Consider the following 24,504-nt stretch of genomic DNA (forward strand, 5'->3'; position numbering starts at 1 on the left):
GGCAGGACGCCCACGCCAGCTAGCGGTGCTATTTGTGGACGGGGCTCCGCCAGACGAAAGGTGCTGCGCTCTTGAGAGCGGTTCCCGGGCAGAGCGAGGTCAGGAGCAGTTCACCGGTCGCTTCGCCGATCGGGTCCGGCAACGACGGGTCGGCGTAGTGGGTCATGTTCTGGCCGATGGTGATCTGGCGGTCCGCTGACTCGCTGTGCAGCGAGATGGCGGAATGCCCGAGCACGAGCCCATCGTGACCCCAGATCATGCCGCAGGGCGAGGCGATCGAGTAGAGACCGAGACCGTAGCCGCCCGCCTCAGGGTAGGCCGGGTCCCAGGGCACGGTGGTCTTCATCTCGGCCAGCAAAGCGGGGGATAGCAAGCGGCCGGTCAGCAGCGCGCGGTAGAACACGTTGAGATCGCGGCTGGTGGAGACAACGTCACCGACCATCCAGCCCCACGACATGTTGTAAACGCTGAAGTCCATCAACTTGCCGTCGAGCCAAGGGATGTAGGCCTTCGCGTGCGGGCCGGCGATGTGCGACGACGGTGCGGCGAAGTAGGTGCGCCACAAGCCAAGCGGCAGGATGACGCGCCGGTACATCTCGAGCACGGCTGGCCGCCGCGTGACCTTCTCGATGATCAGGCCGGCCAGGACGTAGTTGGTGTTGGAGTACAGGTGCGGCCCGCCCGGTGGGCTGGTGCGCGGGGCGTCCAGGCCAAAGCGTGCGAGCTGATCCGGGGTGAACGTGGTGGTGCGGTGCCGCAGGATGTCGTCTGGTGTGGCGAAGATGATGTGGTCGTAGTCAGAGATGCCACTAGTGTGGTTCAGCAGCATCCGGACCGTGATGCCGGTGGTGTCGTACTGCGGAAGGTATCTCGAAACCGGTGCGTCCAAAGCGATCCGGCCCTCACCAACGAGCTGGAGGATCACCGTCGCGGTGAAGGTCTTCGTGATGCTCCCCACACGGTGGCTGAAGGCGGAACCCACCTTGCGCTGTGTGTCCACATCGGCCACTCCGCTCGCGGCCGACTCGCGGCGGCCGTCAGCGCGCGTTTCCGCTAGAACACCAGGCATTCCGGCTGCCGTGATCTTGTCCAATGCGGACTTGAGCCCGGAAGATGGGGCCGCGATCGCGGGCACTGAGGGAGCCAGGAGAACAGAGACGGCTATCAAACCGCCAAGTGCACGTTTCCACATGGCTTACACGGTTACCCATGACGGCAGCGCAAAACTCATCCCCATTGATGAATGATGCCTGGACCTGAAGGAGTAGTCAGGCGACGACGACTTCCGCCCTAATGCCGAGAGACGCCACTTCAGCTGCGATTTCCTTGACGTAGCTGGGGTTGGTGAGGATAACCAGATCCGGCCGAATCTCCGTCAGGTCAGCCGGCGCCAGCACCCGGTGCCCCGTGATGGGCAAGAATCGGTTGTGCTTGGCCGGATTGCGGTCAACGACACCGGCGATGAGTTGTGCGCGCGGGTCGACGCGATTGCAGAACATCGTGCCTCTCGTGCCCGCTCCCCAGACGACAGCGTTTTTCCCGGCGAGCCCGTCGCGCCACTGAGCCGTCGCGGCGTCAAACGAAGGCGAATAGACCGCTGGCACCGGGTCCACCGTCAACGGTTCAGCCCGCTCGGCGATCGCCCAGAGATACTGATCGCTAAACGCGGTGCCGATCTCCAGCACACGCCAGCCAGCCCGGGCCGCGATGGCATTCAGCGACGCGGCGCTGAAATATCCGACGTGCGGATAGATGCAGTCCCAGCCGGCCGTCGTTAGGTCATAACCAGCATCTGGTACTTCGAAGAAAGCGCGCGTGGCCACTTTGCGCAGCGAGGTCAGCAGTTTGAACGGGTCAGCCATGTGCTCCAGCACGAACCTGGCGAGCACCAGATCGTAGGAACCCGACTTCACGACAGCGTCTGGCACACCCGTGGCGGAAACTCCCAGTGACTCCAAATGTGACGTGAGCACGTGACTGCCAGAGGCGACCTCTAGCACGCAAGACGGTGAGAACTCCTTGACGAGCCGGTCCACCACCCCGGTCGCATAGTCGGTGTAGGTCGGGGAGTGGAACAGGGCCGCCTCAAACGAGGCGTCAAACGGCGCGAGCTTGGGGTCGAAGGCCGTGTTGGCGACGTGCCCACAGCGCGGGCAGGAGGCCAGCTGCATGCGCCCCTTGGGCGACAGCCGGGCAGCGGCCGGCCCGGGGAAGGTCATCCCACAGGCGACGGGCATTTCGCCCAGGTCAGCCAGGGGAGCGAGGGTGTCGAGGGCGCACGCGGGGCACATCACGCGCGCCACCATAGTCTTCTGTCGAGAATCAAGCCGTCGCTTAGCCGACACATGCGATGACCAGGAACAAGCAAAACCCCTAGGTTGTGCGCTGTGGAGACCGCGAACGAGATCGTTGAACAAGACCTGGCCTACATCACCAGCACGCTTAAGGAAGAATTCGCCAAACTGCAGGGCGAAAAACTTCTGATCGTCGGTGGGGCTGGCTTCCTCGGCTATTACCTGGTGCAGTCGGCATTGAAGGCCGGCGTGGACGTCACCGTCTACGACAACTTCATGCGGGGCATCCCGGACTGGCTGCTGGGCCTGGAAGGCAACGCCAAGCTGACCGTGACCAAGCACGACATCACGCAACCGCTGCCGGCCGACGCGGACTTCACCTACCTGATCCACGCGGGCTCCATCGCCTCGCCGACGTTCTACCGCAACTACCCGATCGAGACGATGGACGCGAACGTCAACGGCCTTCGCAACCTCCTCGAATACGGCAAAGCCAACCCCATCAAGGGTTTCCTGTTCTACTCCAGCAGCGAGATCTACGGCGATCCAGACCCGGCGTTCATCCCGACGCCCGAGGACTACCGCGGTTACGTCAGCTGCACCGGGCCGCGTGCCTGTTACGACGAAGCCAAGCGCTACGGCGAGACGCTGTGTGTCAACTTCGCCCGCGTGCACAACCTGCCGGTGACAGTGGCCCGGCCGTTCAACAACTACGGCCCAGGGCTGAAAATCACTGACCGCCGCGTCATCCCCGACTTCGTGCGCGACGTGATGAACGGGCGCGACATCGTGATGCTCTCCGACGGTTCGCCGATGCGGACGTTCTGCTATGTCGCCGACGCGGTCATCGGTTACTACAAGGTGCTCGTGAATGGCCGCCCCGGTGAGGCTTACAACATCGGGGTCGAGACGCCCGAGATCTCGATGGCCGAGCTCGCTGAGCGGATTGTCGTGCTGGGCAAGGAACTGTTCGGCTACGAAGGCAAGGTCGTGCGGCAAGAGAGCACGGACGCCGAATATCTCATCGACAACCCGAACCGCCGCTGCCCGATCATCACCAAGGCGCGCGAACAGGTTGGCTACGACCCACAGATCGGCATCGAAGAAGGTCTCCGCCGCTCGATGTTGTGGTACAACGGCAACCGCGTCGCTGAGGACGCCTGATGCGCGTCAGTGTTGTTGGCACCGGCTACGTAGGCCTTGTCACGGGCGCCTGCCTGGCTGAGGCTGGGCATGCCGTGGTTTGCGTTGACGCCTCCCCGGAACGCGTCGCGATGGTCAACGCCGGCCAGGCACCGTTTCATGAGCCTGGGCTGCCCGAGATGCTGGCCGGAGTGAAGCTCACGGCGACGCTCGATCTCGCGGATGCCGTGCAGAACAGCGACCTGACCCTGATCGCGGTCGGCACTCCCTTTGACGGAAGCCAGATCGATCTGTCCTATGTGGAGACTGTCGCCGCTCAGATCGGCGGCGCGCTCAAGGACAAAGATGGCTATCACGTCGTGGTCGTCAAGTCGACGGTCGTTCCTGGTACCACGGAAAAAGTGGTTTTGCCTTTGCTGGAGAAGCACTCTGGCAAACAAGCCGGCGCCGACTTCGGTGTTGGCATGAACCCAGAATTCCTTTCCGAGGGGACCGCGGTGCACGATGCCCGTTTCCCGGATCGCGTCGTGATCGGCGGCATCGACGCCCGCACCCTGGGCGCGCTTGCGGCGCTTTACTCGTCTTGGCAAGACACGCCCGTGCTCATGACCGGCGTCGCCGCGGCGGAAATGATGAAGTATGTCTCCAACGCGTTCCAGGCGACTCTGATCTCGTTCTCCAACGAGATGGCCAACCTGGCAAGCACGATCGGCGGCGTTGACATCGTTGATGTCGAGCGGGGACTGCACGCCTCCGGCTTACTCAAGGACGCGCCCGTCACGTCCTTCCTCAAAGCTGGCTGTGGTTTCGGCGGCAGCTGCTTCCCGAAGGACCTGGCGGCGCTGGCGTCGTTTGGCAAGACTCAGGGCGTGCCGATGGCGCTGACGGAATCGGTGCTCGACATCAACCGTGCGCAGCCACTCAAGCTCGTGAGCCTGCTCGGCAACGTGACCGGCAAGCGGGTTGCCGTGCTGGGCCTGGCGTTCAAGCCCGGCACCGATGACATCCGTGAGTCACCGGCGTTCCCTGTCATCGCGGCCCTGAAGGAACGTGGTGCCGACATCGTCGCCTTCGACCCCGTCGCGCGAGTCGACACCGTCACGATGGCGGAAACTCTCGAATCCGCTTTGGACGGTGCCGACGCTATCGTCCTGGTGACCTCGTGGCCGCAGTTCGCTGAGGTGCCAACGCTTGTGGCCAACCGCGTTCCGCAGCCTCTGGTCGCCGACGGCCGCCGGTTCTGGGATCCCGGTTCGTTCACCCACTACCGCGCGATCGGCCTGTCCTAGCTACTTGATGACCGCGTCGGCCGGGATCTTTTGCCAGCGCGGCAAGAACTCCAAGCCCAGCTTGTTCACCAGGCCGATCGCCTCACGTTCCGTTGGCGCGACGGCGAAGGCCAAGCAGAGCAGGTTGCCCCGCGCCATCACCGTGGTGCATTGGAACCGTTGGCGGCCTCGCGATTGGTGACTATGGGCCCGGTGCGGCAGGCGTTTTGATGCTCGAATAGGGACCGTCGCCCGAATCGCGAGCTATCACATAGTCCGTGGCTGATCCTGAAGTCAGCGGACCGGGAAGCGGAGCGACACTCGCCGACGGTGATGCGGAGGGCCAATCTGCTATAGACATATGTCTATAGACGTGGCCACCGGGCGAGACCTAGCATTGGCGCCAATCAATAGAAAGGCCAACCAGTAGGGAGCAGTTCATGAGCGCAACGAAGCGCCTCCTTGGCGCGGCCGCGGCCGGGATTCTCGCGGCTGTCCTGCTCGCGGCGCCCGCCCACGCGACACCAACGCTTGAGTTATATGGCCCGGCGGCGGTTGAGACCTCCGGCAACCACACCTACACGGCTGTCTTCGGAGTGCCTTATGTCGACTTCACGTGGTCAACGCGCACCTGCCCACAACAGACAGTCGAGGCCTGCACCGTGACCTGGAGCATGGCAAATGGGGTCTACATGAACCCCATGGCCGAGACGCTCACGGTCTATCTCAACCGCACCTGTTCCGGTCTGCCCAAGGGATCGCCCACGTTCCAAGTGCGCGTGGTCGGCACCGGGTTCGGCGTCGGGGCGCAGACCAAATACAAAGTGACCAGTTTGTGTGGCGCTGAACCGCTATGACGTGACGAGGGACCGGCTAGACGCGGCCGGTCCCTCGCTCTGGCTTAACTAGTCAAGCCAGACGTAATGCCAGGTCCAGCCGGACAGGGTGCCGCTGGCCGTTTTGCTGCGCACACTGACCAGGAAGTAGTAACCCCCTGGGGGTGTGTAGTTGATCGTCGCGGTGCCTTCCGGGCCAACGGCGATGGCCTGGAGTGGTCCGTCATTGATCTTGTATTCGAACTCGGTGCTGTTCGCCAGAGCGGCCGTGAGCGTCAGCGTCACTGGTTGCCCGACGGTGCTGCCCGAGTGTGTTACGCCGGGTTGCTTACCGTCCACTTGGAACGAGTAGTAGGCAAGGTCGGAAACCAAACCGTCGGCGCTGTAAGAGCGGACGGTCAGCTGGTTCCAGCCGCCCCATTCGGAGTTGAAGACCTCAGGGGTCCATTCGATCGTGGCAATTCCGTCAGAGCCGGCCTGGACGGTCCGCGTGGGTTCGTCGCGGAAGGTGTAGGCATAGGTCACCACGTTGGCCGCTGCCGGGCTGAACGTGAACGTGCCCGTGGTGCCGGGTCCGCCGCCTTTTTGGTCGCGCGGGTAGACAGCCGAGTTCACGGTTGGGGCGATCGAGGCGGGGCTAAATGACCAGCCAGCCTCCTCCGACTCGAACCCGTCCGCGGTGCGGCTGAACACGTGGATCGAGTTGTAGCCGATTCCCGTTGCGGTGTAAGGAACCGTAGCCGTGCCGTCGGGGCCGGCCGCGACCGTCTGCACCGGACGCTCGTTTTCCTGATACCGGTTGAACTGGTACACATACTCGGTGACGCCGCGCATACCGGGTGAGAACGTGAAGGAGCCTGGCGTGCCGACAGGAACGCCTTGGCTGCCATCTAGCCGAAACTCTTGCGACGTGACGGTGACCCAGGTGCTCACCATGACGCTGTGCCAGTTCCATCCGGAGTGCAAACCCGAGGCGGTGGTGCTGCGCAGCCGCACCGTGACGCCACTAAGCGTTGGTGTAACAGTGATCTGAGCGGTGCCGTCCGCATCGGCGGCGATTTCCTGCTCCGGGCCTTCGTCGATCTGATACGTGTAGGAGACGACATTGTCCATGCGCGGCAAGAACTTCAGCAGGTGCGGATCGGGGAACAGCGCCGTGGGGGTCAGATCTTCCACGAGCGGTGCTGTCGAGCGAACATAGATCCAGTAGGACGTCTGGCTGGAGTAGTTGCCTGCCCGGTCAATGCTGTAGACCACAAGATAATGCGGTCCGTCCCGGCTCGGCGTGATGACGACCGACGCCGAACCGTCAGGCCCGTTCGCGGCGGCATATTGTGTGGCGTCCCAGAACCCGTAGCGGTATCCAGCGACGTCTGTCGCACCGTTGGGAGTGAAGGTGAAGGTGCCCGCGATCCCAGGCCCGCCATGCCATTCACCGTCGTCGGGATAGTCCGCCGAAGTGACGACCGGAGGCTGCTGTGGGCCGACCGTATCAACCGTGAAGCGGCATTCCGTGCTCCATGGCGAGACGTCGTCACCGTCAGAACTTCTCACCTGAAACACATACGTCCCGTTCTCGGACAGCACACCCGAGGGGATCGTGGAATAGACGGTGGTGGGCGAGTAACCGGCCCAGCCGCCCTGCCAGGTGGCTTTTTGCTCCGGCTGGCCTTCCGGCCACACGGCGTATTCCGGGTGCACCGGGTCGCCGCCGCCGGTCTCGTTGACGTCGGGATCGGTGACGAACGCGCGCACGGATGGCGTCAGACTCCCGACCCACAACGGAACGCTTCCATCACACGTAACGCCATCAACGGTCACAGCGGTTGGTGCGTTGGGCGTGCTGTTGGCGTCGATGGTGATGCCCGGATCGCGCCGCATCTGGCGTCCTAACGCGACGTTTCCTTCCGCGTCGTCGGGCACCCGCACCGCGATCGTGAGCGATTCCTGTCCACTGGACAAGGCTTGACGGACCACCTCGGTGAAGTCGGTCTCCAGGTAGCTCGCGGGGCACCCGTACCCATAAAGCGGTCCTAGGTTTTGCTGTTCTGCTGGTGCGTTTTGCCAGCTGGTAGTAGCGGTAATCGGTGAGGTGCGCCAGATCTCCAGCATGCGTGGCTTGGTGCAGTCGTTGGCCGCCGTTTCAGCCGTGATGAAGCCCGCTGACTTGATCCGCTTGCCGGCGAAGGGACGCAAGTCGAAGGTGTAGTAGGCCCTTGACTTGTGATGCTTGCCGTCGGCGTCGCGCCAGGAGCCGACCGGGAGATTCCCCTGACCGTCCACATAGGACGCGTCCTTGTCCCGGGAATCGGTGTAAGCCCACTTGACGGGCTTGACGAATTTTCGCAGCGATGCCGAGGCTGGTGTGGCGATGGCTACCGCCGCACCGCCTGCCATGAGCGACGCGGCCGCGATAGCGAGCAAGCGCCGCACACCCCCGTGCGTTGTCTTCACTTATGTCCTCCAAGGAAGGGTGTGAGGTACGCATCGTAATCACACCTGGCGATCCCTTGGGGGTCAGCTTTCGCGTGGCTCCACTTTGCGCAGCCACGTTTCCCGCCAATAGGGCAAACCGCCGCGCGGGCAGAATTTGTGATAGATGCCCTCGCACACGACATCCTCTAGTACCAGGCAATCCCGCAGTTTGATCATGCGTCCTGTGGGCTCGTCGATGATCTGCTCGATCTTGCGCTCGACCCGGGCCTGACGGCCGCAGAACGGGAGTTGCTCAGAGTCGAAGAGCATGCCGCCGTTTTTGTTGGCGGAGTTGAGTGTCGCCATGATCTCTTGCTTGCTGCGCACCTCGACCAGATCGCCGGGCTGAAGCTCGCCAGAGGGGACGCGCTTGCCGTCACCGGTGCCGCCGTAGAACGGATAACGCTTGCCGCCCGCGATCGTGAGCCACTTCGGCAGTTTTCCGTACGTCTTCCATTGGTACACATTGAAGAACGTGATCAGGATGCCCTTGAGTAGCTTGAACGGGTTGCGCACGTTGCCGCTGCGGAAGTCGGTGACGTATTGCGAGAGGTTTCCGGCACGCAGGATCGTCGAGCCTTGGGCGAGCGCTGTCGCCTGGCAGTGATAGATGTCACCGGCCCGCTGGGTCTGCTCGCTGAGGTCCTCGACGGTCACCTTTGGCGCCGATGGCTCCAGGGGCCCAGTCGTCAGCCACTCCTCGCGCCAGAACAGCAGGCACGCGGCTTGACATCCACCATGGGCGGCACCGTCGCATCGGGCCCCACTCAAGTGCACGGTCGCTTCCAGACCCCGTGTCCCCCCAAGGTTATCGACCGTGTCGCAAGCTTTATGCGCGCTGGCGAACACCTTGAGTTCCTGACCGGCGAACTTCAGCATTTCCGGCATAAAGGGCATACCACGCGTAGTGCCATCTTTATCCAAAGTGGATAGTATTTCCGCGACGCTGCGGACTCTGACAGTCTCCCCACGGCGCAAATTCACAGCTGAATTCCTATCAGCGTCTAAGTTCAAACCTGGGTGCCCGGTCGTCTTCCAGACAGATGAGCTTGTAGGGTCGGGCACCTCCCTAGCATTACGGGGTCTGCCGAGGAGGGGCGTTGTGGCATTTGATCGTGATGTGGTGATTGTTGGTGGTGGCGGACGGGTTGGCCTGCCGCTCGGGATCGCATTTGCGATGCGCGGGCTGTCGGTCACGCTCTACGACATCAACACCGCCGTCGTCGACCGCATCAACGCGGGCGAGCTTCCGTTCGCCGAGGCGGGCGCGGAGAAGCCTTTCGCTGAGGCCATCGCCAACGGCAAGCTAGTCGCCACCGCCGATCCCGCCTCGGTCGCGGCCGCGGAACACGTAGTTGTCATCGTGGGTACTCCGGTGGACGCGCACCTGAACCCCGATCCCGCCGTGGTCCCCAAGGCCGTCGAGCAGATCGCGACACACCTGCGCCCCGGGCAGCTGCTCGTGCTGCGCTCCACGGTGCACCCAGGCGTCACGCAGCTGACCGAAAAGACACTCGCTCAGCTCGGCCTCGTCGTCGACGTGGCGTTCTGCCCGGAGCGCATCGCTGAAGGCCACGCGATGACCGAGATCTTCGACCTGCCGCAGATCATCGCTGGCCGCACGGAGAAGGCATCTGAGCGGGCCGAGAAGCTGTTCAGCAACCTCGCGAGCACGATGGTCAAGGTGACGCCCGAAGAGGCCGAGCTGGCCAAGCTGTTCACGAACACCTGGCGTTACGTCAAGTTCGCCACGGCCAACCAGTTCTGGATGATGGCCAACGACGCGGGTGTCGACTTCGCCCGTGTGCGCCAGGCGATCACACAGGACTACCCGCGCGCGTCTGATCTGCCGATGCCCGGCTTCGCCGCTGGCCCGTGCCTGTTCAAAGACACGATGCAGCTGGCCGCGTTCAACAAGAACAACTTCGTGCTCGGCCACTCCGCGATGCTGATCAATGAGGGCCTGCCGAACTACGTCGTGTCCCGCTTGGAACAGCGCTTCAACCTCAGTGAGCTGACAGTCGGCATCCTGGGCATGGCGTTCAAGGGTGGCAGCGACGATATCCGCGAATCACTCGCGTTTAAGCTCCGCAAACTTCTGCAGGTCAAGGCTGCCGAGGTGCTGTGCGCCGATCCTTATGTCGTCGATGCCCGGCTCACTCCGCAGGAGGACGTTCTGTCCCGGGCCGACCTGCTTATCATTGGTGCGCCGCACGCTCCCTACCGCTCGCTTGACGTGAAGCAGCCGGTCATCGACATGTGGGGCATCCGCGGCGAAGGAGTGCTCATCTAAATGAACCCGCGCGTTTCGGTCGTCATCCCGGTCTACAACGAAGGTGCCAACATCGTCCGGTGCCTAGACCGGATTCTGCGCGAGGTCATGCTCCCGTGCGAGGTCCTCATCGTGCACGACATGCCTGAGGACACGACCGTGCCGTTCGCGCAGGAGATCGCCTCAGCTGACCGTCGCGTGCGGACGGTTCTGAACACTTACGGCCGCGGCCCGTCCAACGCGATCCGCTTCGGCATTCATGCCGCCGTCGCCCCGGTCGTCGTCGTGACGATGGCTGACGGTTCTGACGATCCGCGGCAGATCGACGACCTTGCCCGCCTAGTCGACCGTGGTGTCGTGGTCGCGGCGGCGTCGCGGTACATGCCTGGTGGCCAGCAGGTCGGCGGCCCACGCTTCAAGCGCATGCTCTCGCGCACGGCCGGGCGCGTCCTGTACTGGTTCACAAAGGTCGGCACCCGTGACGCTACGAACAGCTTCAAGGCCTACGATGCGGAGTTTGTAAGGCAGGTAGGGATCGAATCCCGGGCCGGCTTCGAGATCGGGCTTGAACTGACCGCCAAGGCGACGCGGCTGCGGCTGCCGGTGGCGGAGATTCCGACCATCTGGCTTGACCGTCAGCTTGGTGAGTCCAATTTCGACGTTGGCCGCTTCCTTCCCAGCTATCTGCGCTGGTTCCGGTTCGCCTTCGGGCGGCGCCTCAAACTCGAGCAAATCCAAGCCAGACTCCCGAAGCAGCGGGTTGAAGAAAAGGAACATTCGTGGCAAAAGTAATGGTCACCGGTTCGGCCGGGTTCATCGGTGGATACGTCGTTGAGGAGCTGCTCAAGCGCGGCCACAGCGTGGTCGGGCTGGACAACTTCTCCAAATACGGCCCGGTGTCGCACAGCTACGACGACAACCCCAACTACCACTTCGTTGAAGGCGACGCCCGGGACACCGAGCTGCTCAAGAGCCTGCTGATGGACTGCGACCACTTCATCGTCGGCGCGGCGATGATCGGTGGCATTTCCTACTTCCACGCGTACGCCTACGACCTGCTCGCGACCAACGAGCGCATCATGGCTGCCTCTTGTGACGCCGCTATCGCCGCGCACCGTGACGGCAAGCTGAAGAAGGCGACCTACCTGTCTTCCTCGATGGTCTTCGAGTCCACCGAGCACTGGCCCTCCAAGGAAGGCGACGAGCGCAAGATTCCGCCGCCGCTGTCGTCCTACGGCTTCCAGAAGCTCGCGGTGGAGTACTACGCCCACGCCGCCTGGGACCAGTACAAGCTGCCCTTCACGATCGTGCGCCCGTTCAACTGTGTTGGCGTCGGCGAAGGCCGTGCCCTCGGTGAGGCCGAAGTGCTGTCGGGCAACGTCAAGCTCGCCATGTCGCACGTCGTGCCCGACATCGTGCAAAAGATCGTCAAGGGCCAGGACCCGCTGCACATCCTCGGCGCTGGTGACCAGGTGCGCCACTACACCTACGGTGGCGACCTCGCCCGCGGCATCGTTGTCGCGATGGAGCACGAGGCGGCGACCAACGAAGACTTCAACATCTCGACCGCTGAGTCGACGACCGTTCTTGAACTCGCCGAAGTGATCTGGCGCAAAATCAAGGGCGACGACGTCCCGTTCCGTTACGTGAGCGACGACCCGTTCGAATACGACGTGCAGAAGCGGGTTCCCGACGTGACCAAGGCCCGCGAGGTGCTTGGCTTCGAAGCCACGACCAGCCTGGACGAAATGCTAGATGAGGTGATCCCATGGGTCAGCCAGGCGGTACGCGAAGGCCGGCTCTAGCACTTCTCGCAGTCGTTGCTGCCGCAGGAGTTTCGCTCCTGCGGCAGACCGGCGCCGGGGCCCTCGACACGGTCTATGCCGAAGACGGGGCTGTTTTCCTTGCCGCGTCTTATAACTCTCCCGAGGCGGGCAACTTCTTCTCGCCGTACGCCGGGTATCTTCACTTAGGACCCCGGCTCATCACGGCGCTCGTGTCGTTGTTCCCGGTCGCTTGGGCCGCCTGGGCTTTGGCCGTTTCCGCCGCTGTCGTCACGGGCCTGCTTTCCGTTTTGGTGTTCTTCGCCAGCTCACGGTTGGCGTCTCTACCGGCGCGGCTGCTCGTCTCCGCCGTCGTGGTTTTCGTGCCGGTCGGTCAAGACGAGCTTCCCAATTCCATCGCCAACCTGCATTGGCCAGCTTTATATGCCCTTTTCTGGGTACTGGTATGGAAGCCCCGTTCTCGGTGGGCTTCCGTGGTCGCGGCCGGGTCGGTGCTGCTGATCGCGATGAGCGACTTGCTCGTGCTGGTCTTTGTGCCGCTGGCGTTGTGGCTCTGGTGGCGCCGGCGCAACGGTCAGTCGCTTTCGGTTCTTTTGGCTCTGGGGACGGGCCTGGTCGCTCAAGCCTTGACCGTGCTTCTCGGCCCAGGCGGCCGTGAGCTCAACCCCGAACCGGTGAAGTGGGCGCCCTGGTGGGCGATCCGGGCCGTGCCCACGAGCACGCTGGGTCAGCGCTGGTTCCCGTCCGATGTGGACGTTCGCTGGCTCGCGCTCGCCGCCGTCGCGTGGATCCTGGTCGGCCTGTTCGTCTTCTTCACCTTCAAGCGCACCTTGACGGACCGCTGGCAGCTCGCGTTGCTGGCAGGCGCTCACTGCGTCGCCGTCTACGCGCTGCCCGTCATGCTCAGCGGCCAAGCCACACCCCGTTACGCCGCGGCCCCGGCCATGCTTCTCGTGACCGCTTTAGTCGCGCTAACGGTCGCTTCCCGCCCACTTCCCCCTTACCCTCTTCCCGCCCAATCCACGGGCACAATCCCTGCTTCCGCTTCCGCGCTCGGCTCCGCTTCCCCCGCTTCGGCTTCCGGTGTCGCTTCCGCTTCTCCTCCCGCTGCGTCCGCTTCCGGCTTGGGTTCGGCTTCCGGGTTGGATCCGCTTCCCGCAGCGGGCTCGGCTTCCGCTGCTTCCGTTTCGGCGGCCGGTGTCGTTTCGGCTTCGCTCCCCGGCTCAGCTTCGCTTTCGGGTGCTGCGACGGTTGGTGGGCCGGGGGCTGGGCTGGATGAAGGGGCGGCGAGGTCGGGTTTGAGTGCCGGTGCCGTAGGGGACCGGAGCACGGATGAGCACGGGGCGAAGGACACGGCCGGTGATGCTGAGGCCGAAGGACACCGTGACAGTTTGCGTGCCTGGCGCGAGTGGGCGCGGGACGCTAGCAAGCCGTGGTGGGAGAACAAGGACAAGTGGGCCTTCGGCCTACTTGCTGGATTCTGTGCGGTGGTCTGGATCGTCAACCTGCGCGTGCCAAACGAGCGGTCGCTCGGTCCAACGTGGACAGAACAGGTGACCAAGGCTGAGCAGATGTGCCAGCTGGCGCAAACCGCTCAGATTCAGCTCGCTTCGCCCGGCTGGACGATGACGGTCGACTGTGACGAGGTGCCGTCGTGGCGATAGGTGGCTGGGCACGTAAGGCCATCGCGGCTCGGCAGAAGGCCGCCGACCTGCGCTGGCGCAGGCCGCCTGAGCTGAAAGTCCTTCCCGCTCAGGGGACTCCCGCTGTCTACTACTTGGCACCTCACTTGGCCGAACCGGCCGGTGGTGTCAAAGTCATGTACCGGCACGTGGACTTGCTCAATGAGATGGGCATCCCCGCCGCGATCCTGCACGAGCCAACGGGATTCCGGGCGGCGTGGTTCGACAACACGACCCGGATCGAGTCGGCGGAGTCGATTCGCTTGCATAGCAACGACATTCTGGTGATACCGGAGTGTTACGGCCCGGGGCTTTCGCTTTTGCCAGACGTGCGGACGTACATCTTCAACCAGGGCGCGTATCACACCTTCGATCTGATCGACCTGGGCACGCCGGGGGCGCCATATTCGGCTGTGCCGCAGTTGCAGGGCATTCTCACGGTTTCGCAAGACAGTCAGGAGCTACTGGAGTTTTCGTTTCCGGGGGTGGGCTTATGGCGTACCAGACCGGTAATTGATGAAAAGGTGTTCCACCGCGGACCGGAACCGGGCCGCAAAGCGCTGGCCTTCTTGCCCGAGCGGCGACGCGAAGAGCGGCACCAGTTAATGCACATGCTTCAGGCACGTGGCGTCGATTGGGATCTGGTGCCGATCGCTGGCGTCACCGAGACCGGTGTCGCGGAACTGATGCGTGGGTCAGCCGTGTTCCTGAGTTTCAGTGAACGGGAAGGCTTCGGGCTTCCGCCGGCGGAGGCGATGGCGAGCGGTTGCTACGTCATTGGCTACCCGGGCGGGGGAGGGCGCGAGTTCTTCGACCCGGCCTATAGTGCGCCCGTGACCGATCAGACATCGTTTGCCAAAACGGTGCTTCATGCGCTCAACCGTCCGCTCGACGAGCTGATTTGGCTTGGTGCGAAGGCTTCTGAGCAAGTGCTCGGCACCTACAACGTCGAAGGGCTGCGGTCTGACCTGGCGGCCGTGTTCGGAGACCTAACGTGAGCAAACTCAAGGCTGCCGTGCTGTGGTCCTACCTGCTGAGCACTGGCAGCATGGCCATCACCGGCATCCTGACGTTCGTCCTGGCTGCCATCCTCGACCCGGAAAGCTTTGGGGTGCTTGCCCTTGGCGTGCTCTGGGTCGGGTTTGGACAGATGCTCCTGCAGCACGGGCCGACGCTAGCCATTATCCAGCTTGAAGAAGTCTCCGACGAACAAGCCAACGCGGCCTTCTGGACGGTCATCACGGGAGCGGCGACGTTCTGCGGGCTGTTCGCTTTGCTCGTTCCGGCGTGGGCTTCGTACAACGGATTGCCGTTGCTCAAACCGGTTTCGTGGGCACTGCTTTTCGTCACCATGCTGACGTCGATCAGCGTCATCCCCGATGCGTTGATGCGCCGGCAAATGAAGTTCAAAGGCATAGCTGTTCGTACGCTGGCGGGCGCGGCCGCGGGCGGCATCGCCGGCGTGACCGGAGCGTTGCTCGGCTGGGGCGTCTGGGCTCTGGTCGCCCAGCAGCTGGTGTCGGTGTTCGTCTACGCCATGACAGTGTGGACAGTCACGCCGTGGCGGCCGTCGTTCCCTCGCCCACGCGCGATTATCCGTGGGATGAAAGGCATGCGGCGGCAGTCCGTGCAGACACTCGGTGGGGCGCTGGGCGTGTTCCTGTCGAGCCGGATGGACGTGCTCATGATGAGCGCCTTCTTCGGTCCGGTGATGATTGGTGTCTACCGGTTCTCACTGCGGCTCGCCGAAATGGTCGTCGACGTGACTTCCCGTGGGCTGCAACATGTTTCGCTCCCGGAGCTGGCGCAATACCAGTCGGACCGCGAGCTGCTCGGCCGTCGGCTGGCCAACCTGGTTCACGTCGCTGTGGTGATGAGCGTGCCGGCGCTGGCCGTGCTCGCCGCCGTCGCGCAGCCGCTCGTGCTAACGATTGGCCCGCAATGGGAAATGGCCGGGCGGCCGCTGCAGATCCTCTGTGTCGTGAGCGCTTTAGGCACCGTGAACTCACTGCTCGGCCCGGCCATGCAAGCCGTGCAGCGAGCGTCCGTTCCGGCGATCCTGACGTGGGTGTCGACCGCCTTTTCCGCCGCCGGTCTCGGTTTCGCGGCGTGGGTCAGCCGTTCTGACGGCGTGTTTGGCCAACTGCAAGCGGTCGCGATCGCGGCGCTTTTCGTGCAGGCGCTGAACCTTTCTGTGACCGCGTTCCTGGCTTACCGTGTCGTGCTTCGCATCTCCATCTGGCCGACCGTCCGCGCGATCCTGCCCGCACTGGCTTCTGCCGCCCTCGGCTTCGCCGCCGCCTGGGGAGTCGAACGCCTGCACCTGGAACCGTTGCCCACTTTCCTCCTAGGCGGCGCACTCGGCGGAACTGTCGCGCTAGGACTCCTCGTTCTCCTAGACACCCGCACCCGCGACCAGGGCCTCCGCCTCATCCGCCGCATCCTGCGCCGTGGTGCCGCAGCCCCCATCCCACCCCAGCCAGCCCCCGCCGATTCCCCAGCCTCCGTCTCAACTCCCTAACCCGCTCTCGCCCCACCTCCCCACTTTCCCGTTTGGCGCCGTGCCGTTTCGCGCCTCTGCCGTTTCGCGCTTTCCCGCGTCGCGCTTTCCCGCCTCGTGCCTTTCCGCGTCGCGCTTTCCCGCCTCGTGCCTTTCCGCGTCGCGCTTTCCCGCCTCGTGCCTTTCCGCGTCGCGCTTTCCCGCCTCGTGCCTTTCCGCGTCGCGCTTTCCCGCCTCGTGCCTTTCCGCGTCGCGCTTTCCCGCGTCGCGCCTTTCCCGTTCCGTGCCTCTGCTGTTTCGCGCTTTCCCCGCTTCCTCGTTCCGCGTCGACGCCGTTTCCGCCCTCTGCATTTGCGGGCAAGCGTTTGCGCTTCGCGCCTTTCTCGTCGACCGTTTCGCGGGTTTGCCGCTTCGCGGGTTGCGGATTTCGCCGACCTGCAGGCGCGCCGATCTTGAGGTGTGATCCACAGCCCGAAAAGGGTGATCAGCAGGCGGTTTGGCCACACCTTTCGGGCTGTGGATCAGGGGCAGTGATCGTTAGCTGCTTCGTGCGCGACGTTTGCCGACGGCATCGTCGGCGTAGTCGTGATCGGCATCCCTAAGTGTGATCCACATCCCCGGAGACGTGATCAAAAGGCGGTTTGATCACGTCCCAACGGATGTGGATCACGAAACAGCCCGGTGGATCACGAAACAGCCCGGTGGGGCAACGCTGGGCCGGGCGGGGCGGCGAGCTAAGAGCGAAGCGAGGAAGGGGGCAAGAGCGGGGGTCAAGGCAGGACGGGGCGGGGCGGGGGAAGGGGCGGTTGGCAGGGGGTGGGGAGTGCGCTAGGTTGTCAACCAATCGATTGGTTGGGGGGACGGTGCCGGAGCTGAGGTGGGATCCGCGGCGGCTGAATGCGGTTGCGGTGGAGTTGCCTGATGGGGGCACGCCGCCGGGAACGCGTGGGCGGATTTTGCTTGCGGCACTTCAGCTGTTCGCGGAGTACGGGTTTCACGGGACGTCTATTCGCGATCTAGCAAACGTCGCGGGGATCAATTCGGCGACGTTGTATGCGCACTATCCGAGCAAGGAACAGGTGCTCACGGAGCTTGTCCTATTAGGACACCAGGAGCTGCACAGAAAGCTTGAGGAAGCGACGGCGAAAGCGGGGCCGGCGCCGGCCGAGCAGTTAACGGCACTGGTCAAAGCGCAGGTCTACGCCCACGCCGACTTCCCCCTGCTGGCACTGGTCGCCAACGCTGAGTTGCACGCCCTCGCCCCTGAGCGGGCCGCACCCGCGTTGAAGATTCGCGAGCAGTCCCGCAACATGCTCATTAGCGTGCTCCAACAAGGAGAAGAAGACGGGTCGTTCGCCATAGCGGACGTCAACCTCACCGCCATCGCCATTGGTTCGCTCGGATTGCGGGTGGCGCATTGGTTCGGGCCAGACCAGCCGTATTCACGCGAGCAAGTCGCGGATTCGTTCGCCACGTTTGCCCAACAGATCGCCGGAGTCCAGAAAGGCTGACATGCAAGCAATCGAGATCCCCCTCGCAGACGGCTCGCTAAACGCACTGCGTTTCGGTGATGGACCGAAGATAGTCCTTGCCGCGCATGGCATTACGGCCTCGGCTATGGCGTTCGCCGTCGTGGCCCGGCACCTGCCCAGCGACTACAGTCTCATCGGGCTCGACCTGCGGGGGCGGGGCGGTTCGAACACGCTGGCCGGACCGTACGGAATGAGCGCACACGCGGCCGACATCGCCGCGGCGGCTGAGCATTTCGGTGCGCCCGTTGTCCTAACAGGACACTCGATGGGTGCCTATGCCGCGCTGCGGGCCGCTGTGACCCGGCCAGAGTTGTTCACCAAGGTGGTACTAGTCGATGGCGCCCTGCCCTTGCCAGTGCCCGACGGCTTCGAGCCGGATGCGTTGCTAGAGGCCACCGTCGGCCCCGCGATCGCCCGGTTGAAGCAGACCTTCGAGTCTGAAGAAGCCTACGTGGCCTTCTTCCAGCAGCATCCAGCGCTGGCCGACGAGTGGAATGATGATCTGACCGCCTACGTGCGTTATGACGCGATGGGAGAGCCAGGGGCGATCCGGTCACGGGCCAATGCTGAGGCGGTCTATGCGGATGGCCGTGACTTGCTCGTCAACGCCGCCTCGTTTGGCGACGATCTCAAGAAGCTAAACGTTCCGGCGACGCTGCTCTACGCACCGCGAGGGATGTTTGGTGCCGAGCCGGGCATGCTCCCGGAACCGATCGTGCGGCACTGGGGGAGTGAGGCTCCGGCGCTGACGGTCGAATTGGTGCCCGACACGAATCACTACACGATCCTTATGAAGGACAGCGCGGCAAGCCTTATCGCCGGACGGATTCAATGACGAAACGGGCCGCGGAGCGCGCGAAGTTACGCGTGTTCCGCAACGTCCAGCGGGAGTAAGCCCTCTGCGCGCGCGAAACGTCGGCGGGGCTCAACGGTGCGTTGCGGATCGCCCGGCGCAAATGTGACGCGTAGTGGAACGTGATGGCTTTGGTGGGCGCCTTCTTGCCGTAGTAACTATTGCTGCGGCCCTTGCCATGGGTGATGCGCCCGGCGTGGTCACGGTTGCGGAAGTAGCGCTCCGGGGCGATGGCGGTCGGGCCGTGCAACGCCAGCTCCGCCAGCATCACGCGATCGCTGCCCCAGCAGGTGCACATCGGCTCGACAGCGGCGAGCGTCGATCGCCTGTAGACGGAGAAGATGCTCTGGCACGCGTGACCGAAGCCAATCATGTCCAGCATCCGCTCACCCGGATCGGGGTGCGACCACCGAATGCTGGGCAGCTCATCGCGTACCCACTGATTGTGGTCGTCAATCATCTCGACGGCCGTGAAGCCGCCGATGGCGCCGGGAAGCGCGTCGAGCGCGCGCACCGACGCGGCGAAGAAGTCTGGGTGATGCAGGTCATCGGCGGCACACCACGCGAACAGTTCGTTGTCCATGCGGTTGAAGACATCGTTGAAGTTTTGTGGCCCGCCGGTCGTTTCGGGCTTGCGTTCGTAGCGGAAGCGCGAATCGGCCGCCACGACGGCACGAGCGATGTCGCCGGAACTGTCCGTCGAGGCGTTGTCGAGGATGAGAACCTCGAAATCGGGGTAGGTCTGCGCCCGAAGCGAGTCGAGCGTTTGGGCGAGGTAGCGCTCGCCGTTGTAGACCGGTAGCCCGATCCCCAGCCGTGCAGTCACGCCCCCCAACATAGAACAACCAGGGCATCTGCGACTGACGGGTTTCTTACTCACGGTTGGCTGATCGTGGGCCGAGCCTGGAAGCTGTGACGGTGTCTGCTGTGCCGTGCCGTCTGTGTGGCGAACCCCTGTCCCGCACCTTCGTTGACCTGGGAATGTCGCCGCTGTGCGAAAACTTCCTGCGTAAAGATCAATTAGATCAGCGCGAGTCGTTTTATCCGCTGCACGTGCGCATCTGCGATAGCTGCCTGCTGGTGCAGCTGCCTGCCTATGTGCCCGGCGAGGAGATCTTCTCCGATTACGCCTACTTCTCGTCCTATTCGGACAGTTACGTTGAGCACCAGCGCGTCTACGCCACCCGGATGGTTTCAGAGCTGAAGCTGGATCCCGGGTCGCTGGTGACCGAGGTCGCCTCCAACGATGGCTACTTGCTGCAGCATTTCGTGGCCGCAGGAGTTCCCGTGCTCGGCGTGGAGCCGGCCGCGAACATCGTGGAAGTGGCTCGCGCCAAGGGAATCCGCACCGAGTGCGAGTTCCTGTCGGAGGAAACGGGTCTGGCCCTGGCGGAAAAGTACGGCCGGGCGGATCTGGTGGCGGCCAACAACGTCTTCGCCCACATCCCCGACATCGTGGGCTTCAGCAAGGGTCTTGCCGCGCTCGTGAAGCCCGAGGGTCTGGTGACCATCGAGGTGCAGCACCTGCTGACGATGATGCGCGGTAAGCAGTACGACACCATCTATCACGAGCACTATCAATACCTGACACTGCTGACGGCCTCGCGTGCCCTGGCGGAAGCCGGGCTGACCGTCGTCGACGTCGAACTCATCGGCACCCACGGCGGATCGTTGCGGGTCTTCGCCCGCCATTCTGAATCAGCTGGCGCGCCGAGTGCCCGGGTCAAGGAAGTGCTCGAACTCGAATCTTCTCTGCACACGGTCGAGGGACATCTTGGATTCGCCTCCGCTGTGTTCGACATCAAGCGGGATCTGCTGTCGTTCTTGCTGTCCGCTAAGGCCGAGGGCAAGAAGGTCGTCGGCTATGGCGCTCCAGGTAAAGGCAACACGCTGCTGAATCACTGCGGCATCCGGGGCGATCTGCTTGAGTACACCGTTGACCGCAACCCTTACAAGCACGGGATGTTCTTGCCTGGCACGCACATCCCGATCCACGACCCGTCCCGTATCGCCATCGACAAGCCCGACTATGTGCTCGTGCTGCCGTGGAACCTGCGCAAGGAGCTGACCGCTCAGCTGGCCTATGTGCGCGAATGGGGCGGCAAACTCGTCTTCCCGATTCCAGCTCTGGAGATCGTATGAAGGTAACTCGTGCTTCGCGCTCACTGCCGCCCCACCTTGCGGGTGGTGAGGGCCGAAAATGAAGGTAGTGCTTTTCTGCGGTGGGTTCGGGCTGCGGATGCGTGACGGGCAAGGCAGTGCGCCCAAACCGATGTCGATGATCGGTGACCGGCCGTTGTTGTGGCACGTCATGCGTTACTACGCCCACTTCGGGCACACCGATTTCATTCTTTGCCTGGGGTACGGCGCTGCCGCTGTCAAAGACTATTTCCTCAAATACGACGAGACGCTGTCGAACGACTTCACGCTGGCCTCAGGTGGCCGTGAGCTTCAGTTGCACTCCACTGACATCACCGACTGGAAGATCACGTTCATCGACACCGGGTTGCGGGCTTCTATCGGCGAACGCCTCTCCCGGGTCAAGGCGCACGTCGCTGGTGAAGAAATGTTCCTCGCCAACTATGCGGACACTTTGACGGACGCTCCGCTGCCCTCGCTGATCGAACGTTTCGGGGCCTCGGACGCGACCGTCAGCATGCTGGCTGTGCCGCCGCCGTCCACACATCACGTCGTTGATATCGCTGAGGACGGCATCGTCACGGGAGTCCGCGAGTTGCGCGACGGCCAGTGGGAAAACGGCGGCTATTTCGTTATGCGCCAAGGCATCTTCGACGAGTTGCGCGACGGCGAAGACATGGTGCCGCACGCGTTCTCCCGGCTGGCCGCTCGTGGTGGCCTTCTCGCCCAGCGTTACGACGGGTTCTGGCGGGCCGCGGACACGTTCAAGGACCGGGCTGAACTGGAAGAGATGTACGACAGGGCACAGAGCCCGTGGATGCTTTGGGACCCGAACCGATGCGGCTAAACCTGTCCGGCGTGGAGCGCGTCGTCGTTCTCGGCGCGCACTGCGACGACATCGAGATCGCGGCCGGGGCAACATTGCTTTCCCTGGCGTCGCCTTCTTTGAGAGTGCACTACGTCGTGTGCGCGGGCGCTCCGGCACGGCAAGCCGAAGCGGTCACCGCCGCGCACGCGTTCCTTCCCGGGGCGCAGCTTTCCTTTGCCCTGCACGACTTGCCCGATGGGCGGCTGCCCGGCCACTGGAGCGAGGTCAAGCAGATCATCCAGGACGCGGCGTCCACTTTGGACGCCGATCTGGTGCTGTCGCCGTGGCGTGGAGATTTTCATCAAGACCACCGCTTGCTGGGCGAACTAGCCCCGACAGCGTTCCGCAACGCCTTGCACCTTCAATACGAGATCCCCAAGTGGGACGGTGACTTGGGACGGCCGTCTTTCTACATTCCGGTGAGCCGCGAGCTCGCGGAACGCAAAGTCGAGCTGCTCAACAAGTGCTTCCCCTCGCAGCACTCACGCGACTGGTGGACCGACGAAACGTTCCTGAGCCTGATGAAGCTGCGGGGCATCGAGTGCCGCTCGCCTTATGCCGAGGCGTTCCACGTCAATAAAGCGGTCGTCTCGATCTGACGCAGTGGTTAGCATGCCGCCATGCTCACGATCAGGCAGGCTGTTTCCGACGCGGACTACAGCGCATACCGCGAGGTCCGCATCGCTTTGGAGCCGGGACAGCGCATCCCGACTATCGAGGACCTGCGTTCGTTTGAACGCCCGGGACGCCACACCGTGCTCGCTGAAGTTGACGGGCAGGTGGTCGGCTGTGGCATCGCCGACCGGTCCGACTCGGTGGGCCGTGCCCACGTACAGCCCCGGATCGCGCCGCAGTTCCAGCGCCGTGGCTACGGTACAGAACTGCTTTACAAGCTCTGTGAATTGGCTGAGCCGCTGGGCTTTCCCACCGCTGGCGCGCTAGCCGACGATCCGGGTTCGGTGGCCTTCGGGCTGCGGCACGGCTTCACCGAGGTCGACCGTCAGGTGGAACAAGTTCGCCCGATCGAGGACGAGCTACCGGTGTCGGCTCCAGACGGTGTCGAGATCGTCAGCATCGCCCAGCGACCCGAGCTTTGGCTCCCGGCCTATGACGCCGTTGGTGCGCCCGGGTTCGCCGACATGGCCGCGTCCCGTGAAGTCAAAATCTCCCGTGAGCAATGGGAAAAGTACGAGATGAACGAACCCGCCGCGACCTTCCTCGCGTTACGGGGCGAGAGCATCATCGGCGTCGCGTCACTGCTTACCGATGAAGACAATCCCGCGCGCGCCGAACACGGCCTAACCGCGGTCGTGCGCGAGGAACGCGGACGGGGCATCGCCTCCGCCCTCAAACGCCAATGCCTGCACTGGGCGGCCAGTAACGGCATCAGCGAGGTCTACACCTGGACGCAGCAATACAACGAAGACATGCGCCGTCTCAACGAACGCCTTGGCTTCAGTTATGGACTGGTCAGTGTGACGCTGGAGGCTCCGCTGCCACTTCTTCGTCGTCCTTCTTAGCCTTAGCTTCGGCCTCGGCTTCGGCTTCGGCTTCGGCCTTGTCCTCGGCTGACTTGACGATCTGCTGCTCGGCGGTGGGCACGGAAGCGGTCGCGCGAATGGTGCCTGTCTCCGGCTCAGCGACTTCGGCAGGGCCGTCGTTGTCTTCCTCAGACGTGGGGGCGTCGTCCTCGGCAGCGGCTGGCTCAACCGGCCGCTGCAGCTCGGCGCGGTGACGCTCGGCGTCTTCGGCATCCTTTTGCGCCTTGCCCAGCCGGCTGACCTCGGTGGCCAGCTGCGCACGCAGCTCGGTGATGCGCTGCTCTAGCTGGCGCAAACCTTCCTGCGCGGCCGAAATCGCTTGCTGCGTCTCAGAAAGCTCCTGTTGCGCGGTCGCCGCGGCGGCGCGCTCCTGGTCGGCGAGCTGCTTGGCGGTGGCGAGGTCCTCTTGACCCTGAGCGTTGGTCTGCGCGACGAGCTGCTGTGCGGCAGCAGCGAGACGCTCGGCTTCTGCCTTCGCCGTGGCGACCAATTGCTCGGCTTCTTGCTGCGCCGTGGCAACGCGGTGGCGGGCCTCGGCCTCGGCGCGGGCCAGCCTGTTCTGCGCGTTGGTCGCGACTTGTTCCATCTCGGCCATCGCGGTCGCCATGTTCTGGTCGGCCTCAGCCTTGCGCTTGGCGATTTCTTCCTCAGCCTCGGCGCGCAACGTCGTGATGTCTTTCTCGGCCTGCATTCTGCGCCCAGCGACCTCATTGGCGGCAAGCGTCTTGAGGGCCTGCGCCTCCTGCTGCGCGTGCGCGAGCAAGTCGCGTGCTTCGGCCCGCATCCGTTGCGTCTCTTCAGCAACGGCCAGCCTGCGCTGCTCGTCAGACTTCTGCTCTTCTTTGCGGCGTGAGGCCAGAGCCACGTCGAAGTCGCGCACAGCGAGCGCCGTGCGCTCGCGGGCGTCAGCCAGCAGCCGCTCGGCTTCACTGCGCTGATCGTGGATCTCCTGCTGCGCCTGCGCGATGATCTCGGAGGCCTGATCTTCAGCCAGCGCCAGGATCTGCTCGACGCGACCACCCAGGTGGCGGAACGAGACCCTCGACGGGACTGCCCGGCGGTGAGCGTCGGCAAGCTCGGTCTGAAGCTGCTGCACCTGACCAGCGAGCGCCTGCAACTGCGCGAACGTCTGATCACGTTCGGCAGCGAGATTCGCTATGTCTGACTCAACCTGAGTGACATACCGATCTACCTGACGCTTGTCGTAGCCGCGGAGGGCGACGTCGAAACTGGGTTCAGATGCCACGCCCTCGCCGAGCGCAAAGATGTCTCCGCCATGTGACATGCCGTCCATCTTCACATAAAAAGACCTGGTCC

At 63.8% G+C, this 24,504-nt stretch carries 22 protein-coding genes; 15 read left to right on the top strand and 7 right to left on the bottom strand.

Annotated elements, in window-relative coordinates; translation table 11 throughout:
- Positions 1-28: 28 nt before the first annotated feature.
- Complete coding sequence (locus tag A3E1_RS41665) at positions 29-1,192, bottom strand: serine hydrolase domain-containing protein (protein WP_083929607.1); 1,164 nt, start codon at positions 1,190-1,192, stop codon at positions 29-31.
- A 76-nt stretch (positions 1,193-1,268) separates the two neighbouring features.
- Positions 1,269-2,291: a class I SAM-dependent methyltransferase gene (locus A3E1_RS0123220; RefSeq protein WP_245571365.1), complete on the bottom strand. Its 1,023-nt coding sequence runs from the start codon at positions 2,289-2,291 to the stop codon at positions 1,269-1,271.
- 96 nt (positions 2,292-2,387) lie between these two features.
- On the opposite strand from A3E1_RS0123220, the gene A3E1_RS0123225 reads away from it, so the two are divergent.
- Together A3E1_RS0123225 and A3E1_RS0123230 are read left to right on the top strand one after the other, a co-directional pair.
- On the top strand, positions 2,388-3,458 hold the full coding sequence (locus A3E1_RS0123225; protein ID WP_020523183.1) for an NAD-dependent epimerase/dehydratase family protein: 1,071 nt from the start codon (positions 2,388-2,390) through the stop codon (positions 3,456-3,458).
- A complete protein-coding gene (locus A3E1_RS0123230; RefSeq protein WP_020523184.1) occupies positions 3,458-4,726 on the top strand; it encodes a UDP-glucose dehydrogenase family protein in 1,269 nt (422 codons plus the stop codon). The genes A3E1_RS0123225 and A3E1_RS0123230 overlap by 1 nt, the downstream gene beginning before the upstream one ends.
- On the opposite strand, the gene A3E1_RS47355 is transcribed toward A3E1_RS0123230, so the two are convergent.
- Positions 4,727-4,864, bottom strand: a complete 138-nt coding sequence (locus tag A3E1_RS47355) for a hypothetical protein (protein ID WP_020523185.1) — start codon at positions 4,862-4,864, stop codon at positions 4,727-4,729.
- A gap of 281 nt (positions 4,865-5,145) precedes the next feature.
- Here A3E1_RS47355 and A3E1_RS0123240 point away from each other — a divergent pair, with 281 nt between their 5' ends.
- Positions 5,146-5,562 (top strand): hypothetical protein, encoded by a 417-nt coding sequence (locus A3E1_RS0123240; RefSeq protein ID WP_020523186.1) that lies wholly within the window; start codon positions 5,146-5,148, stop codon positions 5,560-5,562.
- 48 nt (positions 5,563-5,610) lie between these two features.
- Here A3E1_RS0123240 and A3E1_RS45000 read toward each other — a convergent pair whose 3' ends face one another.
- Both A3E1_RS45000 and A3E1_RS0123250 read right to left on the bottom strand, forming a co-directional pair.
- Entirely contained in the window at positions 5,611-7,995 is a 2,385-nt protein-coding gene (locus A3E1_RS45000; RefSeq protein WP_020523187.1) for a hypothetical protein, read from the bottom strand.
- Between the two features lie 63 nt (positions 7,996-8,058).
- Entirely contained in the window at positions 8,059-8,904 is an 846-nt protein-coding gene (locus A3E1_RS0123250; protein ID WP_020523188.1) for a hypothetical protein, read from the bottom strand.
- A 214-nt stretch (positions 8,905-9,118) separates the two neighbouring features.
- On the opposite strand from A3E1_RS0123250, the gene A3E1_RS0123255 reads away from it, so the two are divergent.
- From A3E1_RS0123255 to A3E1_RS0123295, 8 genes are all read left to right on the top strand, one after another.
- Entirely contained in the window at positions 9,119-10,309 is a 1,191-nt protein-coding gene (locus A3E1_RS0123255; RefSeq protein WP_020523189.1) for a nucleotide sugar dehydrogenase, read from the top strand.
- Complete coding sequence (locus A3E1_RS0123260) at positions 10,310-11,080, top strand: glycosyltransferase family 2 protein (protein WP_020523190.1); 771 nt, start codon at positions 10,310-10,312, stop codon at positions 11,078-11,080. It abuts the gene before it with no gap.
- On the top strand, positions 11,068-12,093 hold the full coding sequence (locus tag A3E1_RS0123265; RefSeq protein WP_026208746.1) for an NAD-dependent epimerase/dehydratase family protein: 1,026 nt from the start codon (positions 11,068-11,070) through the stop codon (positions 12,091-12,093). The genes A3E1_RS0123260 and A3E1_RS0123265 overlap by 13 nt, the downstream gene beginning before the upstream one ends.
- Positions 12,057-13,736, top strand: coding sequence for a hypothetical protein (locus A3E1_RS45005; RefSeq protein WP_020523192.1), 1,680 nt, complete (start codon positions 12,057-12,059; stop codon positions 13,734-13,736). The genes A3E1_RS0123265 and A3E1_RS45005 overlap by 37 nt, the downstream gene beginning before the upstream one ends.
- Positions 13,727-14,752, top strand: a complete 1,026-nt coding sequence (locus tag A3E1_RS0123275; RefSeq protein ID WP_020523193.1) for a glycosyltransferase — start codon at positions 13,727-13,729, stop codon at positions 14,750-14,752. Before A3E1_RS45005 ends, A3E1_RS0123275 begins: the two co-directional genes overlap by 10 nt.
- Positions 14,749-16,275 (top strand): oligosaccharide flippase family protein, encoded by a 1,527-nt coding sequence (locus A3E1_RS0123280; protein ID WP_020523194.1) that lies wholly within the window; start codon positions 14,749-14,751, stop codon positions 16,273-16,275. Before A3E1_RS0123275 ends, A3E1_RS0123280 begins: the two co-directional genes overlap by 4 nt.
- Positions 16,276-17,162: 887 nt before the next feature.
- Complete coding sequence (locus A3E1_RS0123290) at positions 17,163-17,765, top strand: TetR/AcrR family transcriptional regulator (RefSeq protein WP_020523196.1); 603 nt, start codon at positions 17,163-17,165, stop codon at positions 17,763-17,765.
- Position 17,766: 1 nt separating this feature from the next.
- Positions 17,767-18,621, top strand: coding sequence for an alpha/beta hydrolase (locus A3E1_RS0123295; RefSeq protein WP_020523197.1), 855 nt, complete (start codon positions 17,767-17,769; stop codon positions 18,619-18,621).
- Here A3E1_RS0123295 and A3E1_RS41680 read toward each other — a convergent pair.
- On the bottom strand, positions 18,599-19,465 hold the full coding sequence (locus tag A3E1_RS41680; RefSeq protein ID WP_157631702.1) for a glycosyltransferase family 2 protein: 867 nt from the start codon (positions 19,463-19,465) through the stop codon (positions 18,599-18,601). The two genes, A3E1_RS0123295 and A3E1_RS41680, sit on opposite strands and share 23 nt — an antisense overlap.
- Before the next feature lie 86 nt (positions 19,466-19,551).
- Here A3E1_RS41680 and A3E1_RS0123305 point away from each other — a divergent pair, with 86 nt between their 5' ends.
- From A3E1_RS0123305 to A3E1_RS0123320, 4 genes are read left to right on the top strand one after another with little or no spacing between them, the layout of a single operon-like run.
- Entirely contained in the window at positions 19,552-20,781 is a 1,230-nt protein-coding gene (locus A3E1_RS0123305; RefSeq protein WP_026208748.1) for a class I SAM-dependent methyltransferase, read from the top strand.
- Positions 20,782-20,839: 58 nt separating this feature from the next.
- Positions 20,840-21,625: a glycosyltransferase family protein gene (locus A3E1_RS0123310; protein WP_020523199.1), complete on the top strand. Its 786-nt coding sequence runs from the start codon at positions 20,840-20,842 to the stop codon at positions 21,623-21,625.
- An 11-nt stretch (positions 21,626-21,636) separates the two neighbouring features.
- Positions 21,637-22,245, top strand: coding sequence for a PIG-L deacetylase family protein (locus A3E1_RS0123315; protein WP_245571333.1), 609 nt, complete (start codon positions 21,637-21,639; stop codon positions 22,243-22,245).
- A gap of 21 nt (positions 22,246-22,266) precedes the next feature.
- The gene (locus tag A3E1_RS0123320) at positions 22,267-23,166 is read left to right on the top strand and encodes a GNAT family N-acetyltransferase (protein ID WP_020523201.1); all 900 of its coding nucleotides are present in this window, start codon (positions 22,267-22,269) and stop codon (positions 23,164-23,166) included.
- Here the strand turns inward: A3E1_RS0123320 and A3E1_RS41685 are convergent.
- Positions 23,117-24,472 carry a coiled-coil domain-containing protein gene (locus A3E1_RS41685; RefSeq protein WP_157631703.1) on the bottom strand — a complete coding sequence of 452 codons (1,356 nt, stop codon included), beginning with the start codon at positions 24,470-24,472 and terminating at the stop codon, positions 23,117-23,119. The genes A3E1_RS0123320 and A3E1_RS41685 overlap by 50 nt on opposite strands.
- Between the last annotated feature and the right edge of the window lie 32 nt (positions 24,473-24,504).

This window comes from Catelliglobosispora koreensis DSM 44566, from assembly GCF_000379685.1.
Classification (GTDB): domain Bacteria; phylum Actinomycetota; class Actinomycetes; order Mycobacteriales; family Micromonosporaceae; genus Catelliglobosispora; species Catelliglobosispora koreensis.